Raw genomic sequence first — 15553 nt, 5'->3', positions numbered from 1 at the left:
TTAACGGTCTTTCGGGTCGAGGGCATCACGCAGGCCATCGCCAATAAAGTTGAAACAGAACAACGTCACCACCAGGAAACCTGCCGGAAACAGCAGCAGCCACGGTGAGACTTCCATTGAGTTAGCACCATCACTTAACAACGCCCCCCAACTGCTTAACGGCTCCTGGGTCCCTAAGCCAAGGAAGCTCAGGAAGGATTCGAACAGGATCATGCTCGGTACCAGTAGCGATGCGTACACAACTACCACGCCCAGAACGTTCGGGACAATATGGCGGATAACAATGCGCACGGTCGAAACCCCACCCACCTGCGCAGCCTCAATAAACTCTTTGCGCTTCAGGCTCAGCGTCTGGCCACGCACGATACGTGCCATATCCAGCCAGGAGACCATACCGATCGCCACAAAGATCAGCAGGATGTTTTGCCCAAAAAAGGTCACCAGCAGAATGACGAAGAACATGAACGGGAAGGAGTTGAGGATTTCCAGCAGGCGCATCATCACGGAGTCAATTTTGCCGCCCAGATATCCTGACAACGATCCGTACAACGTGCCGACAATCACCGCCACCAGCGCCGCGGCAATCCCGACCATCAGCGAAATACGTCCACCAATCGCCACGCGTACCAGCAGGTCACGCCCCGAAGAATCAGTACCGAAGTAGTGGCCGGACTCACTGTCCGGCGCGCTGGACATCATTCCCCAGTCGGTGTCGAAGTAGGTAAATTGCGATAGCATCGGCGCAAGGGTCACAAACAGCGCGATAATCACCAGCACAACCAGACTGGCTACCGCCGCGCGGTTATGCATAAAGCGTCGACGCGCATCCTGCCACAAACTGCGGCCTTCGACTTCCAGCTTTTCACTGAAATTCTCCAGCGTCTCGCTGTTTTTCTTACTTAACATCATAGATAGCGAGCTCCAGTATCAGTAACGGATTTTCGGATCGATAACGGCATACAGCACATCAACAATCGCATTAAATACAATTGTCAGTGCACCGACCAGAATGGTCAGGCTCAATACCAGCGAGTAGTCGCGGTTCAGCGCGCCGTTAACGAACAGTTGACCAATACCCGGCAAGCCGTAGATAGTTTCAATCACCATCGAACCGGTAATAATGCCAACGAACGCCGGGCCCATATAAGACAACACCGGCAGCAAAGCGGGCTTTAACGCGTGACGGAAAATAATCCGCCGCATTGGCAGACCTTTCGCCCGTGCGGTACGAATAAAGTTGGAGTGCAGCACTTCAATCATCGACCCACGGGTGATACGGGCGATACTGGCGATATAGGCCAGCGACAACGCCACCATCGGCAAGATCATAAATTTCAGCGCCCCGCCGTTCCAGCCACCACCGGGCAACCATTTCAGCGTTATTGCAAATATCATCACTAACAAGGGGGCCACCACAAAGCTTGGGATAACCACCCCGGTCATCGCCACCCCCATCACCGTATAATCCCAGCGCGTATTTTGCTTCAACGCAGCAATGACGCCAGCACTGACGCCAACGAGTACCGCCAGGATAAAGGCAGCTGCACCCAGCTTCGCCGAAACCGGGAAGCTCGAGGCAACCAGATCGTTAACTGTATAGTCTTTATATTTAAAGGAAGGTCCAAAATCGCCATGCGCCAGTTGCTTCAGGTAGCTGAAGTACTGCGTGGTGATAGGGTCATTAAGATGATATTTCGCTTCAATATTCGCCAGTACTTCTGGCGGTAACGCACGTTCACCGGTAAAAGGACTCCCCGGCGCAAGGCGCATCATAAAGAATGAGATCGTAATAAGAATAAATAGCGTCGGAATCGCTTCCAGACAGCGACGTAATATGAATTTTAACATTGCCCGTACCTTCTGGCGTGTGCCTTTATACCTCTTTAAGCCAGTTATGGGGCCAGAGAGGTATTTATAGTTCGAAGAAAAAGACACTGTGGGGCAACGATGGTCGCCCCACGTCTTGCCATTAATGTTTGATAATATACAAGTCTTTAACGTGGATATTATCCATCGGGTCTTTACCGGAGTATCCGCCTACCCATGGTTTCACCAAACGCGCATTGACGTAGTAATACACCGGTACAATCGCAGAGTCTTTATCCAACTGCTGCTCAGCTTTCGAATACAGCTCGCTGCGCTGCGCTTCGTCAGTCACTTTCAGCGTATCGGCAATCAACTTATCAAATGCCGCGCTCTTATAGTGAACAGTGTTGTTGGAGCTGTCTGACAGCACCATGTTAAGGAAAGAGGTCGGTTCGTTGTAATCCGCACACCAGCCCGCACGAGAAACATCATAGTTACCCTGATGACGGGTATCGAGGAAGGTCTTCCACTCCTGGTTTTCCAGCTTAACGTTGGCACCCAGATTTTTCTTCCAGATAGAGGCGGCTGCAATAGCCAGCTTCTTGTGTAGATCGGAGGTGTTATACAACAGGTCGAAGGTCAGCGGTTTTTCTGCGGTAAAGCCAGCTTCAGCCAACAGTTTTTTCGCTTCTTCGTTACGTTTTTCCTGTGACCACTTGAACCACTCTGGCTCAACCAGTTTTGCGCCATCGGTATACGGCGGCGTGAAGCTGTACGCTGGCAGGTCGCCCTGGTTCTTCACTTTGTTGACGATAATGTCACGATCCAGTGCCATCTTCAGGGCGGTACGTACACGCACATCGTTGAACGGTGGCTTCTGGTTATTAATTTCGTAATAGTAGGTACACAGATACGGGTCAACGTGAACTTCGTTCGGGATCTCTTTTTTCAGTTTCTGGAATAACTCAATCGGCATGTTGTTGTAGGTCATGTCGATTTCACCACTGCGGTAGCGGTTAACATCAGTCACTTCAGAAGAAATTGGCAGATAAGTTACCTGGTTAATCACCGTTTTGGCGTTATCCCAGTAGTTAGTATTACGCTCAAGAACAATGCGCTCGTTGACGACCCAATCTTTTAATTTATAGGAGCCGTTAGAAACGATGTTCGCGGGCTGGGTCCATTTATCACCAAATTTTTCCACCACGGCTTTAGGCACCGGGGAAACTGATGAGTGAACAAGCAGTTTGTAGAAATACGGAACAGGTTCACTGAGGGTAACTTCAAAAGTATGGTCATCAATGGCTTTTACACCGAGATCGGTGACCGGTTTTTTACCGGCGATAATGTCGTCAATATTAACGATGTGCCCATACTGTAAATAGCTGGAGTATGGTGAAGCGGTATTTGGATTCGCCAAACGTTGCCAGCTATACACAAAATCTTGCGCGGTCACGGGCGAGCCATCGGACCATTTCGCGTCTTTACGCAGATGGAACGTCCAGACTTTAAAATCTTTATTTTCCCATTTTTCCGCCACGCCCGGTGATGGCTTGCCATCAACGTCGCTGATTAATAAACCTTCAAACAGGTCACGGTTAATGTTGGATTCTGGCACACCTTCGATCTTGTGCGGATCGAGAGACTGAACTTCCGAACCATTATTGCGTACCAGCGTTTGCTTCTCAGCAAGTTGAACACCGGCAGGTACTTCTGCCGCCGTGGCAACATTTCCTGCGATAAGCGCAGATAGAATCCCCGCCGCTACTAAACTTTTCTTAGTGATGTTAGTCATTGTGTTTGTACTCCCTCATTATTATGGCTGGTTTTTTAACCAGACTGTTAATCCTGTACGGATCCCTGTACGGCACCGGAGATTTTCTGCCGTCAGGTGATTTATTGTTTTACTGCTTGCTATCACCGACTTTATTTATTCTGGCGGTTCGAGCGACCGCCTTGCGTCGATTTTCTACGTGTCTCCCCTGTCGGAAACACGCGGTTACTCTATTGAGAGAAACTAACTGAAAACAGTTCTCATCAACGTAAAATCTTCTGTAAAATACCTGGTCGGAAAGTATCAAATGCCTTTCTTAACCGCCAATACATTTTACAGATTTGTTAACCAATTCGCTTTTATCGAAAAAAAAATCGCACATCAATGGTCCTCAAAAAGAGAGGCTATAATCGTAACATCATGATAGATAACGAATTAAATCCATTGAGCGGTTGATTACCCTGTCCGGTATCAATATGCCGATATAATTTACATAAAATTAACAATTGGTCATTAATTAGCACATTACTCTAAAAAAGACACTGAAATAACTAATAACATTTCGATAATCCTTCAGCAAGCCCCAGAGTATAATGTTAGAAAAATAACAGTAAGCCCCCTATTCAGGGACGTAGCCATAAAAATTATTATCTTTTAAATCAATACGTAACGGATGGATTGGCAATCAGCATGTTTTACAATTTCAATGCTAATTTTCAACTTTAGTGAGACGTTTTACTGATAATGAAAAGAACGGAGCTGAGGGCCAGCTCCGTTTACTGAAAACAGTCCCGTCAGGCCAGTAAGCCCGGGAAAATAGATTTGATGCCGGTGACGATGAATTCAATCCCCAACGCCATGAGCAGTAAGCCCATAATACGCGTAATAACGTTAATACCCGTTTGCCCCAACAGGCGTACCAGCCAAGGAGCCATACGAAACAGTCCCCAACAGCATAAGGCAAACAGTGCAATCGCCACAAAGAACCCGAACAGGTTTAATGCGCTGTGATAGCGAGTCCCCCAGACGATGGTTGAACTTATCGCCCCCGGCCCCGCCATCAACGGCAATGCCAACGGAACAACACCAACATTCTCGCGTATGGCAGTCTCTGACTTTTCCTGTTTGTTTTGTTTATCTTCCCCGAGTTTCCCACTGATCATCGACATTGCAATGGTTACCACCAGAATCCCGCCGGCAATTCTGAACGAATCAATCGAGATACCGAAGAGTTGCAGGATCGCATCACCAAGAAACAACGAGGTCCACAAAATAATCGCCACCGACAGGTTTGCCGTCAGATTGGTTTTGTTACGCGCCGCTGCGGTTTGGTAGCTGGTCATACTGATAAAGACCGGGATGATCCCGACGGGGTTGACCAACGCAAATAACCCAATGAAAAACTTAAAGTAAAGAGGAAAATCAAATAGCGTTTGGATCACGGTTAGCTCCGAAGCGTTAGCCGGATAAAATGAGTCATAAAAAATGTTAAAAACCGCGCTGAAGATACGCTTTTTGGCAGCATTCTTCACCTTCTATCTGCGTTAATCTCTGTAAACGTGCTACCAATACTCGGTGTTATTAATATGTATGAAATATGCTAATGTTAATCTCATTCATTCCATCAATTCGTTAACACTTGCCGATAAACACTAAAAGAGCCTGCTGAAAGGTGTCAGCTTCGCGTAAATTTGATCCAGATCACGCAATTACTACTCAGAAGTGAGTAATCTTGCTTACGCCACCTGGAGGAAACGCGTTAGAGTTGAATACGCTAGCGTATAAGCTCTTTTAGTAAATCAATGTAAGGCGGGCGTTAATTAACCGTTTGATTTTCAAAACGTTACACAAATTTTCGTCGATCTGTCTATACTCTCGTAGCGAGCAGATGATTTACTAAAAAAGTTTAACATTATCAGGAGAGCATCATGGCTGTTACTAATGTCGCTGAACTTAACGCACTTGTAGAGCGCGTAAAAAAAGCCCAGCGTGAATATGCCAGTTTCACTCAAGAACAGGTTGACAAAATCTTCCGTGCCGCCGCTCTGGCTGCCGCAGACGCTCGAATTCCTCTCGCGAAAATGGCCGTTGCCGAATCAGGCATGGGTATTGTCGAAGATAAAGTGATTAAAAACCACTTCGCGTCTGAATACATCTATAACGCTTACAAAGATGAAAAAACCTGTGGTGTCCTGGCCGAAGACCATACTTTTGGGACCATCACTATCGCTGAACCGATTGGTATCATCTGCGGTATCGTTCCAACCACTAACCCAACGTCTACTGCAATCTTCAAATCGCTGATCAGCCTGAAGACGCGTAACGCTATCATCTTCTCTCCACATCCGCGTGCTAAAGATGCAACCAACAAAGCGGCAGACATCGTTCTGCAGGCTGCTATCGCTGCTGGCGCACCAAAAGACCTGATTGGCTGGATCGATCAACCTTCTGTTGAACTGTCTAATGCTCTGATGCACCACCCGGACATTAACCTGATCCTTGCGACCGGTGGCCCTGGTATGGTTAAAGCAGCATACAGCTCTGGTAAACCGGCAATCGGTGTTGGCGCAGGTAACACCCCTGTTGTTATCGACGAAACAGCAGATATCAAACGTGCCGTTGCTTCCGTGCTGATGTCTAAAACCTTCGACAACGGTGTAATCTGTGCGTCTGAACAGTCCGTTGTGGTAGTAGATTCCGTATACGACGCCGTTCGCGAACGTTTTGCCAGCCACGGTGCCTATATGCTGCAGGGCAAAGAGCTGAAGGCTGTTCAGGACATCATCCTGAAAAATGGCGCGCTGAACGCGGCTATCGTGGGTCAACCGGCATACAAAATCGCTGAGCTGGCTGGTTTCTCCGTGCCGACTAACACCAAGATTCTGATTGGTGAAGTTAAAGTTGTCGACGAAAGCGAACCGTTTGCTCACGAAAAACTGTCTCCGACGCTGGCAATGTACCGTGCGAAAGACTTCGAAGATGCAGTTGTTAAAGCTGAAAAACTGGTTGCTATGGGCGGTATCGGTCATACCTCTTGCCTGTACACTGACCAGGACAACCAGCCAGAACGCGTTGCTCACTTCGGTCAGATGATGAAAACTGCACGTATCTTGATCAACACCCCGGCGTCTCAGGGTGGTATCGGCGACCTGTACAACTTTAAGCTTGCACCATCCCTGACTCTGGGTTGTGGTTCCTGGGGTGGTAACTCCATCTCTGAAAACGTTGGTCCTAAGCACCTGATCAACAAGAAAACCGTTGCTAAGCGAGCTGAAAACATGTTGTGGCACAAACTTCCGAAATCTATCTACTTCCGCCGTGGTTCACTGCCAATCGCGTTGGATGAAGTGATTACCGATGGTCACAAACGTGCGCTGATCGTGACCGACCGCTTCCTGTTCAACAACGGCTACGCTGACCAGATCACGTCTGTTCTGAAAGCTGCGGGCGTTGAAACCGAAGTGTTCTTTGAAGTTGAAGCTGACCCGACGCTGAGCGTTGTGCGCAAAGGTGCTGAACTAGCCAACTCCTTCAAACCAGACGTTATCATCGCGCTGGGTGGCGGTTCCCCGATGGACGCAGCGAAAATCATGTGGGTCATGTACGAACATCCGGAAACCCACTTCGAAGAACTGGCGCTGCGCTTTATGGACATCCGTAAACGTATCTACAAGTTCCCGAAAATGGGCGTGAAAGCGAAAATGATCGCCGTCACCACCACTTCCGGTACTGGTTCTGAAGTCACCCCGTTTGCGGTTGTAACCGACGACGCTACTGGTCAGAAATATCCACTGGCAGACTACGCGCTGACCCCGGATATGGCGATTGTCGATGCTAACCTGGTGATGGATATGCCGAAGTCACTGTGTGCGTTCGGTGGTCTGGATGCCGTCACTCACGCCCTGGAAGCTTACGTTTCCGTACTGGCTTCTGAGTTCTCTGACGGTCAGGCTCTGCAAGCGCTGAAACTGCTGAAAGAAAACCTGCCTGCGTCCTACCACGAAGGTTCTAAGAACCCGGTAGCTCGCGAGCGTGTACACAGTGCAGCGACCATCGCCGGTATCGCGTTTGCTAACGCCTTCCTCGGTGTATGTCACTCCATGGCGCACAAGCTGGGTTCACAGTTCCACATTCCTCACGGTCTGGCGAACGCCCTGCTGATCAGCAACGTTATTCGTTATAACGCGAACGACAACCCGACTAAACAGACTGCTTTCAGCCAGTACGACCGTCCGCAGGCCCGTCGTCGCTACGCTGAAATCGCAGACCATCTGGGTCTGAGCGCACCGGGCGACCGTACCGCAGCGAAAATCCAGAAACTGCTGGCATGGTTGGATGAGATCAAAGCTGAACTGGGTATTCCTAAGTCTATCCGTGAAGCTGGCGTTCAGGAAGCTGACTTCCTGGCACATGTTGACAAACTGTCTGAAGATGCGTTTGACGACCAGTGCACCGGCGCTAACCCGCGTTACCCGCTGATTTCTGAACTGAAACAGATCCTGCTGGATACCTTCTACGGTCGCGAATACAACGAAGGTGAAACTGCCGCTAAAACTGAAGCAGCAGCCGCGCCTAAAGCAGAGAAAAAAGCGAAGAAATCCGCTTAATTCATAAATCTAAGCTGTAGTATCACGTCGAACGGTCCCTTTAGGGGACCGTTTTTTTTCGCCTGATTTATTCTCACCTTCACAGCGCAAAAACTCATGCAGACCATCGCGGTGAATGGACATGCCCGTAGGAGATTGGAGGAGGATGCGCGTAAAGGGTCTACAGAGGTGATTGTAGGGTAGTACTTCTGACTTATGGCCAGTGGTCTACCCTGCGCGTTACAGCGCCCAGGCGAGCGTAGATTAATCGTGGCTGTGCCTTTCCTGAATGGCCGTCAGAGAGCCCTCAGATTGCGCCTCTTTATAGTGCTTGCGGCATACCGACACATAGCGTTCATTGCCACCAATAACCACCTGTTCTCCCTCGTTATAAGGTCGTCCAGCTTGATCAAGACGTAGTACCATACTCGCCTTCCGCCCGCAGAAACAAATAGTCTTTAATTCGACCAATTTATCTGACCAGGCAAGCAGGTATTCGCTACCGCCAAATAATTCACCACGAAAATCGGTGCGTAACCCGTAACACAAAACCGGAATATCCAGCTGATCGACAACCTCGGATAATTCATAAACCTGCTGGCGTGTCAAAAACTGTGACTCGTCAACCAGTACACAATGTATTCTCTGCTGCGCATTCTCCGCGCGAATTTCTTCGAACAATGATGAATTTTGGTTAAACAGTTTTGCAGGTGACGACAGACCTATACGTGAACTTACTTTCCCTGTTCCAAACCGATCGTCGATTTCCGCTGTATATACAACGGCACGCATGCCACGTTCCTGGTAATTGTATGAAGATTGCAGCAAAGCGGTCGACTTCCCCGCATTCATTGCAGAATAGTAAAAATATAGCTGTGCCATTGACCGTCAGCCCTCACCTGAGTAAATAAATATGGGCGCGATTGTATCATAATTCACAAACATGTCTGCGCACCGTTGTCGCCCACATACGTATAAAAAATCGCGTCAGCATCACTCATCAGCCTCCTAAATATGACGAACTACGGTAAGGTTCAGGAAACAGACTTAAGTTATGGATCGCACAGTGATGCACACCACCAATGCTCGAATAATCTGACTTATGACGGTATATACACATTCTTTCACAAATAGTGCCCTTGAAATTCATCAACGGTGCTTATCATCACAGTTCAATAAAGAAACCTTGCTTTCAATGTTATTGAATCCCCCTACGAACACCCTGTAATAGTGAATTCCCGTAAGCAAAACTAATACAAAAGGTTGAAATTACTGCAAACAGATACAATTACCGTGCTGTAAAATGTGACCTGAATCTTGAATTTTCCTGCATGACTGAAGAGTAGCCCCCACACCAATAAGCCTTTTTTATGCCCTTTCCCAGACGAAATTTAACGACAATGAATTAATGCAGATACTAAATAAAGCGCAATTTTGAATTCCTTACATTCCTGGCTATTGCACATCTGAATTTATCGCTCTATTATTAGCTCAACAAACCCCACCCAATATAAGTTTGAGATTACTACAATGAGCGAAGCACTTAAAATTCTGAACAACATCCGTACTCTTCGTGCGCAGGCAAGAGAATGCACTCTGGAAACGCTTGAAGAAATGCTGGAAAAATTAGAAGTTGTCGTTAGCGAGCGTCGCGAAGAAGAAAGCGCTGCCGCTGCTGAAGTTGAAGAGCGCACTCGTAAACTGCAACAATATCGTGAAATGCTGATTGCTGACGGTATTGACCCGAACGAACTGCTGAATAGCATGGCTGCGGTTAAAACCGGTGCTAAAGCCAAGCGCGCAGCACGCCCAGCTAAATATAGCTATGTTGACGAAAACGGTGAAACGAAAACCTGGACCGGCCAGGGTCGTACACCGGCAGTAATCAAAAAAGCGATGGAAGAACAAGGTAAACAGCTGGACGATTTCCTGATCAAGGATTAATCCACAATTAGTTTGCTTAAAATCCCGCCGACGGCGGGATTTTTTTTTACCTGTACTTCGCATAACACCTACCCAATAGGGGTATAAAAAAACGACGCTGGATAAACAGCGCCGTTGCATGCGGATTAATAACGTGATGTTACTTCTTAATACCCATCTCGTCTTCAAGCCAGGCTTTAAATTCAGCGCCAAGGGTATTATGACGAATACCATATTCGACGAACGCTTGCATATAACCCAGCTTATTACCACAGTCATGGCTTTTGCCCTTCATGTGATAGGCTTCAACCGTTTCTTTTTCAATCAGCATATCGATAGCATCGGTCAACTGAATTTCGTCACCTGCGCCCGGAGGCGTTTTTGCCAGCAGAGGCCAGATATCTGCACTCAGGACATAACGCCCTACAACCGCAAGATTAGATGGCGCGACATCGGCTTTCGGTTTTTCCACAACACCGACCATCGGTACGCTTTCGCCCGGCGCTAATTCCACACCTTTACAGTCCACCACGCCGTAAGCCGTCACATCTTCTACTGGCTCCACCATAATTTGGCTGCTGCCTGTTTCATCAAAGCGACTAATCATTTCGGCGAGGTTATCGCGGGATAAATCAGATTCGTATTCGTCGAGAATAACATCCGGCAGGATGACCGCTACGGGTTCATCACCAACAACCGGGTGCGCACACAATACAGCGTGACCCAGACCTTTTGCCAGACCCTGACGAACCTGCATAATCGTCACGTGCGGTGGGCAAATAGATTGCACTTCTTCCAGCAACTGGCGCTTAACACGTTTTTCCAGCATAGCTTCAAGTTCAAAGCTGGTATCGAAGTGGTTTTCAATCGAATTTTTAGACGAGTGAGTCACAAGGACAATTTCAGTGATACCCGCGGCAATACATTCGTTGACGACGTATTGAATTAATGGCTTATCAACCAGCGGTAACATTTCTTTAGGAATTGCCTTGGTCGCCGGTAACATCCTGGTTCCTAATCCCGCTACCGGGATAACGGCTTTTTTGACTTTCGAATTAAGGGCAGCCATTTAAAACTCTCCTGGACTGTTCATGTATTGAACGTGTTCATCAATCTGTATCGCATCCGAGTATATCAGTACCGCGACAAGCTTCAGGTCTGAAAAGGACGCGCGTCGGTATAATTAAGATAAATACGAATAAATCTGGCGCTGATAGTAGCACTGCAAAAGACAGGGTGGTGAGCCAATTTGAATCCCTGCCTCTCGATTGTTCATTCTGCGGACAACATCAGTCGCAGACGCCCCCCGGCACCCCAAATTTGGCACTGCCAGGACTCACAGCGTTGGCTTAGTTGGTTGAGGTACGTATTCCCCAACGTTCCCAGCGGAACACCATTACTGATTTGCACGTTGTGGCTACCAGTATTTAAGGTCGCATTCAGACCCGCAGAGACCAGGACCAAATTTTTTAAACCGCTATGGTAGTAACCCACCAGCAACGGAAATTGCCCCGGTAGATTGGCCTGTCGAAGCAGATGATTAACCTGTTTCAGGAGCGTACCGAGCTCCGGCAACCGTTGATTCTGATGTGCCAGTTGCTCTTGTAGCAGCCCATTAAACAGTGCCCGTAACAACAGTGCCGCCAGCACGCCATTATCCCCTGCCCGCGTCACATCCAGGCAATAGAAGGCAAGATCGTGTTCCGACAACGGCGCAATATCAAGGACCAGGCCGGGTTGATCGGCGGCAACCAGTTGACGGTAGTTGATGCGACACTGTGAAATCACCTGTTGAACCGGTGGCTGTAGCTCTTGTAACAGTTTTGCTGCTGCCGCGGGGTCGCCGACCATCGCATCCCAGTCACGAAATAACCGCTCTTCTTCTTCAACGCGCGAGTTAAACATGTTGGGGTAAAGGCACGCAAAAACCGTTTCCCGTAGTCGGTTAAGGTCTTTCACCGGCTTAAGCAACACATCATCCACGCCGAGGCGAAGTGCTTTGGCAATATCAGACATATTTTCTGTCGCGGAGATAACTAGGATTGGCGTCCGATCGCCACGGTTACGCAGGTATTCAACCAGTTTGAGACCGTTCATTCTCGGCATCGCCAGGTCGCAGATCATCAGATCGGGTGTAAAGCGCCCCAATAATTCCAGCGCATCAAGCCCATCGCCCGCTACAGCCGTTGTCGCTCCCAAAGAGGAAAACCATGAGTCCAGAAGTGAGCGAAATACAGGCTCATCTTCAACAATAAGAATCTGTTTTCCGACCAATGGCTGCGTCATATTCTCCCCCCTGACTGGCTTTAATCAATAGTGGCATGCTATTGCTACTCACGCCTGTCAGAATTGACTTAAGTGTTGATAAAAAATGCGTTAGATGTTGGTCTTCACCAGTGGCAGCAACTCATCCATTTTTTTCTCTACCGCAAGCTGCCCGGCAGCAATAGCTGCTCCAGCACGGTGGAAGTCCAGCGTGGATATTTGCGGACAAAACGGTTGAATTAGAATATCTGGCGGGTCGCCGGCCATGCGGTTACGTTTAAGCCGGTTTTCCAGCACCTGAATAGAGGTGGTCATGATCTCCATCGCCGTGGGCGCAGTGACCGTTCGTCTGGCGGTGATATTACTCAACCGCTCTTTCAGACGCGCATGCCATGAAAGCTCGTCATCACTCGAGTCGGTATCATTGCTGACGTTAAAGGAGAGCAGATCTTGTTGCATGAGGTGCGCATCATGTTGCAGGTCAACCGCAATGACGATATCGGCGCCTAGCGCACGCGTCAGCGAAACCGGCACAGGGTTAACCACCGCGCCATCAACCAGCCAATAACCATTATGTGCAACCGGGGACATCAGACCAGGAATACTGCAAGAGGCCCGCACGGCAAGGTGCAAATCACCTTCGGTAAACCACAGTTCGCGACCCGTACTCAGATTCGTCGCGACGGTAGCAAACCGGCGCTGGCAGTGTTCAATTGACTCGACAGGCATGACGTTGCGGTATTGATTAAACACGCGTTCACCGCGCAGCAATCCGCCTCTGCGCCAGGAGAGATCCATCAGGCGTAAAACATCCCAATAGCTGAACGAGCAGACCCATTGCTCGAGGGCGGGTAATTTATTACACGCATAGGCGGCGCCAACCAACGAACCGATTGAGCACCCTGCAACGATATCAACATCAATGCCCATATGTTTAAGGGCCTTAATCACACCAATATGCGACCAGCCTCGTGCCGCGCCGGAACCTAGCGCCAGCCCAATTTTTATTTTTCTCATTGTACCTACTGACTTCCCCTGGCTTGCAGACGTAGCAACATCACTACGGCTCAGTTAACATAGTGCTACCGTGGCGTTTTTACGCCGTTTTTTTATTCCAGGGAGTATTTTGTGTCTCAGCTTTGTCCCTGTGGTAGCGCTGTCGAGTATAGCCTATGTTGCTACCGTTATGTGTCTGGCGCGCAAGTAGCACCAACGCCGTCACACCTCATGCGTTCTCGTTACTGTGCTTTTGTGATGAAAGACGCAGATTACCTGATTAAGACCTGGCACCCCGACTGTCATGCTGCTGCATTTCGCGATGAGATTAGCGCAGGATTTGCCCATACCGAATGGCTTGGACTTACCCTTTTTGAACAGGCAACGTCGGACACAGAAAATACCGGCTATGTCAGCTTTGTGGCGCGGTTTTCCGAACAGGGGAAAACGGGCGCCATTATTGAGCGCTCTCGTTTTTTAAAAGAAAACGGCCAGTGGTATTATATTGATGGTACGCGCCCGCAAATTGGCCGTAACGATCCCTGCCCTTGCGGGTCAGGTAAAAAATTTAAAAAGTGCTGCGGCTAACCCACGCCCGACAGCATCTATTACGCAAACATTTTCAACAGGAATACCCCGGCAATGCATTCACAACAACGTAAAGTTCTGCGCACTATCTGCCCCGACCAAAAAGGTTTGATCGCACGCATCACCAATATTTGTTACAAGCATGAACTGAACATCGTGCAAAACAACGAGTTTGTTGACCACCGTACCGGTCGCTTTTTTATGCGTACAGAACTGGAAGGCATTTTTAATGACGTCACGCTGCTGACCGATCTCGACAGCGCACTGCCTGAAGGATCCATTCGCGAACTTACGCCAGCAGGCCGTCGCCGCATCGTTATCTTAGTCACCAAGGAAGCGCATTGTCTGGGCGACCTGTTAATGAAAGCCAATTACGGTGGACTCGATGTTGAAATTGCGGCGGTAATCGGCAACCACGACACGCTGCGTTCGTTGGTTGAACGTTTTGATATTCCTTTTGAGCTAGTCAGCCATGAAGGATTAACCCGCGAAGAACACGATCAAAACATGGCCGATGCCATCGACGCCCATCAGCCTGATTATGTGGTGTTGGCGAAATATATGCGTGTCTTGACGCCAGAATTTGTTTCACGCTTCCCGAATAAGATTATTAATATTCACCACTCGTTCCTGCCTGCCTTTATTGGTGCACGTCCGTACCACCAGGCTTATGAGCGCGGCGTCAAAATCATTGGTGCAACGGCTCACTATGTGAATGATAACCTCGATGAAGGTCCAATCATCATGCAGGACGTGATTCACGTGGATCACACCTATACCGCAGAAGATATGATGCGCGCAGGCCGCGACGTAGAAAAGAATGTGTTAAGCCGTGCGCTGTATCAGGTTCTGGCCCAGCGAGTCTTTGTTTACGGTAACCGAACGATTATTCTGTAATCACCAATAATATGAATTGATTAGCTTTACTGCGTTACGGATGAAAAACACGCAAACGATCTACGTTAAGCAAAGGAATGCTTTACAGCGGCGCGTCATTTGATATGATGCGCCCCGCTTCCCAAGGAAGCAGGCCAGTAAAAGCATTACCCCGTGGTGGGGTTCCCGAGCGGCCAAAGGGAGCAGACTGTAAATCTGCCGTCATCGACTTCGAAGGTTCGAATCCTTCCCCCACCACCATTATTCACTACAGCGATGTAGTTAACTCGATGAGCAATGCAGAAGTTTGCACTTATCGGGGAAGGGTGAGAAGCGAAGCGACGAATAATCCTTCCCCCACCACCATCCTCATAGCATTACCTACAATTTGAATTACCCCTGGTGGGGTTCCCGAGCGGCCAAAGGGAGCAGACTGTAAATCTGCCGTCATCGACTTCGAAGGTTCGAATCCTTCCCCCACCACCATCAATCCCCTGTAATACCTCAGCTAAATCAAAGCACAATGCCCTATATTCTGCCCATGCGGGAAGGATGAGAATCTTCGATTAAGGTTCGATTCGAGCATAGCGAGAAAGCGTTGCCGCAGGCAACGACCCGAAGGGCGAAGCGCGCAGCGCTGAGTCATCCTTCCCCCACCACCATCAATCCCCTGTAATACCTCAGCTAAATCAAAGCACAATGCCCTATATTCTGCCCATGCGGGAAGGATGAGAATCTT

12 protein-coding genes, 2 tRNA genes and 1 other RNA gene are annotated in these 15553 nt (G+C 48.7%); 7 read left to right on the top strand and 8 right to left on the bottom strand.

The window, feature by feature from the left end; translation table 11 throughout:
• The 4 genes from oppC to M2374_RS12445 form a co-directional block, all read right to left on the bottom strand.
• On the bottom strand, positions 1-909 hold the full coding sequence (gene oppC / locus M2374_RS12460) for an oligopeptide ABC transporter permease OppC (protein ID WP_096756799.1): 909 nt from the start codon (positions 907-909) through the stop codon (positions 1-3).
• 18 nt (positions 910-927) lie between these two features.
• Entirely contained in the window at positions 928-1848 is a 921-nt protein-coding gene (gene oppB / locus M2374_RS12455) for an oligopeptide ABC transporter permease OppB (RefSeq protein WP_096756798.1), read from the bottom strand.
• 121 nt (positions 1849-1969) lie between these two features.
• Positions 1970-3601, bottom strand: coding sequence for an oligopeptide ABC transporter substrate-binding protein OppA (gene oppA, locus M2374_RS12450; protein ID WP_115258306.1), 1632 nt, complete (start codon positions 3599-3601; stop codon positions 1970-1972).
• Positions 3602-4374: 773 nt separating this feature from the next.
• Positions 4375-5022: a YchE family NAAT transporter gene (locus M2374_RS12445; protein ID WP_137361811.1), complete on the bottom strand. Its 648-nt coding sequence runs from the start codon at positions 5020-5022 to the stop codon at positions 4375-4377.
• 486 nt (positions 5023-5508) lie between these two features.
• Here M2374_RS12445 and adhE point away from each other — a divergent pair, with 486 nt between their 5' ends.
• Positions 5509-8187: a bifunctional acetaldehyde-CoA/alcohol dehydrogenase gene (adhE, locus tag M2374_RS12440; RefSeq protein ID WP_096756796.1), complete on the top strand. Its 2679-nt coding sequence runs from the start codon at positions 5509-5511 to the stop codon at positions 8185-8187.
• Between the two features lie 243 nt (positions 8188-8430).
• On the opposite strand, the gene tdk is transcribed toward adhE, so the two are convergent.
• A complete protein-coding gene (gene tdk / locus M2374_RS12435; protein WP_115258305.1) occupies positions 8431-9048 on the bottom strand; it encodes a thymidine kinase in 618 nt (205 codons plus the stop codon).
• A 648-nt stretch (positions 9049-9696) separates the two neighbouring features.
• Between tdk and hns the strand changes: the two genes are divergently transcribed.
• A complete protein-coding gene (hns, locus tag M2374_RS12430; RefSeq protein ID WP_096756794.1) occupies positions 9697-10110 on the top strand; it encodes a histone-like nucleoid-structuring protein H-NS in 414 nt (137 codons plus the stop codon).
• A gap of 139 nt (positions 10111-10249) precedes the next feature.
• On the opposite strand, the gene galU is transcribed toward hns, so the two are convergent.
• From galU to rssA, 3 genes are all read right to left on the bottom strand, one after another.
• The gene (gene galU, locus M2374_RS12425; RefSeq protein ID WP_096756793.1) at positions 10250-11158 is read right to left on the bottom strand and encodes a UTP--glucose-1-phosphate uridylyltransferase GalU; all 909 of its coding nucleotides are present in this window, start codon (positions 11156-11158) and stop codon (positions 10250-10252) included.
• A 203-nt stretch (positions 11159-11361) separates the two neighbouring features.
• Positions 11362-12375, bottom strand: coding sequence for a two-component system response regulator RssB (rssB, locus tag M2374_RS12420; RefSeq protein ID WP_096756792.1), 1014 nt, complete (start codon positions 12373-12375; stop codon positions 11362-11364).
• Between the two features lie 90 nt (positions 12376-12465).
• Positions 12466-13371: a patatin-like phospholipase RssA gene (gene rssA / locus M2374_RS12415; RefSeq protein WP_115258304.1), complete on the bottom strand. Its 906-nt coding sequence runs from the start codon at positions 13369-13371 to the stop codon at positions 12466-12468.
• 111 nt (positions 13372-13482) lie between these two features.
• On the opposite strand from rssA, the gene M2374_RS12410 reads away from it, so the two are divergent.
• The 5 genes from M2374_RS12410 (at position 13483) to M2374_RS12390 (ending at position 15476) form a co-directional block, all read left to right on the top strand.
• Positions 13483-13938 (top strand): YchJ family protein, encoded by a 456-nt coding sequence (locus M2374_RS12410; RefSeq protein WP_115258303.1) that lies wholly within the window; start codon positions 13483-13485, stop codon positions 13936-13938.
• 54 nt (positions 13939-13992) lie between these two features.
• Positions 13993-14835 (top strand): formyltetrahydrofolate deformylase, encoded by an 843-nt coding sequence (purU, locus tag M2374_RS12405; RefSeq protein WP_096756789.1) that lies wholly within the window; start codon positions 13993-13995, stop codon positions 14833-14835.
• A 155-nt stretch (positions 14836-14990) separates the two neighbouring features.
• Positions 14991-15075: transfer RNA gene (locus M2374_RS12400), tRNA-Tyr, on the top strand.
• Between the two features lie 140 nt (positions 15076-15215).
• A tRNA-Tyr gene (locus M2374_RS12395) sits at positions 15216-15300 on the top strand.
• Between the two features lie 45 nt (positions 15301-15345).
• Positions 15346-15476: non-coding RNA, RtT sRNA (locus M2374_RS12390), on the top strand.
• The last annotated feature ends 77 nt before the right edge of the window (positions 15477-15553 follow it).

This window comes from Citrobacter sp. JUb117 (genome assembly GCF_024809055.1).
Lineage (GTDB): Bacteria > Pseudomonadota > Gammaproteobacteria > Enterobacterales > Enterobacteriaceae > Citrobacter > Citrobacter gillenii.
Note: the sequence above shows the minus strand (reverse complement) of the source record. Positions and strands in the feature narration are given on the sequence as shown.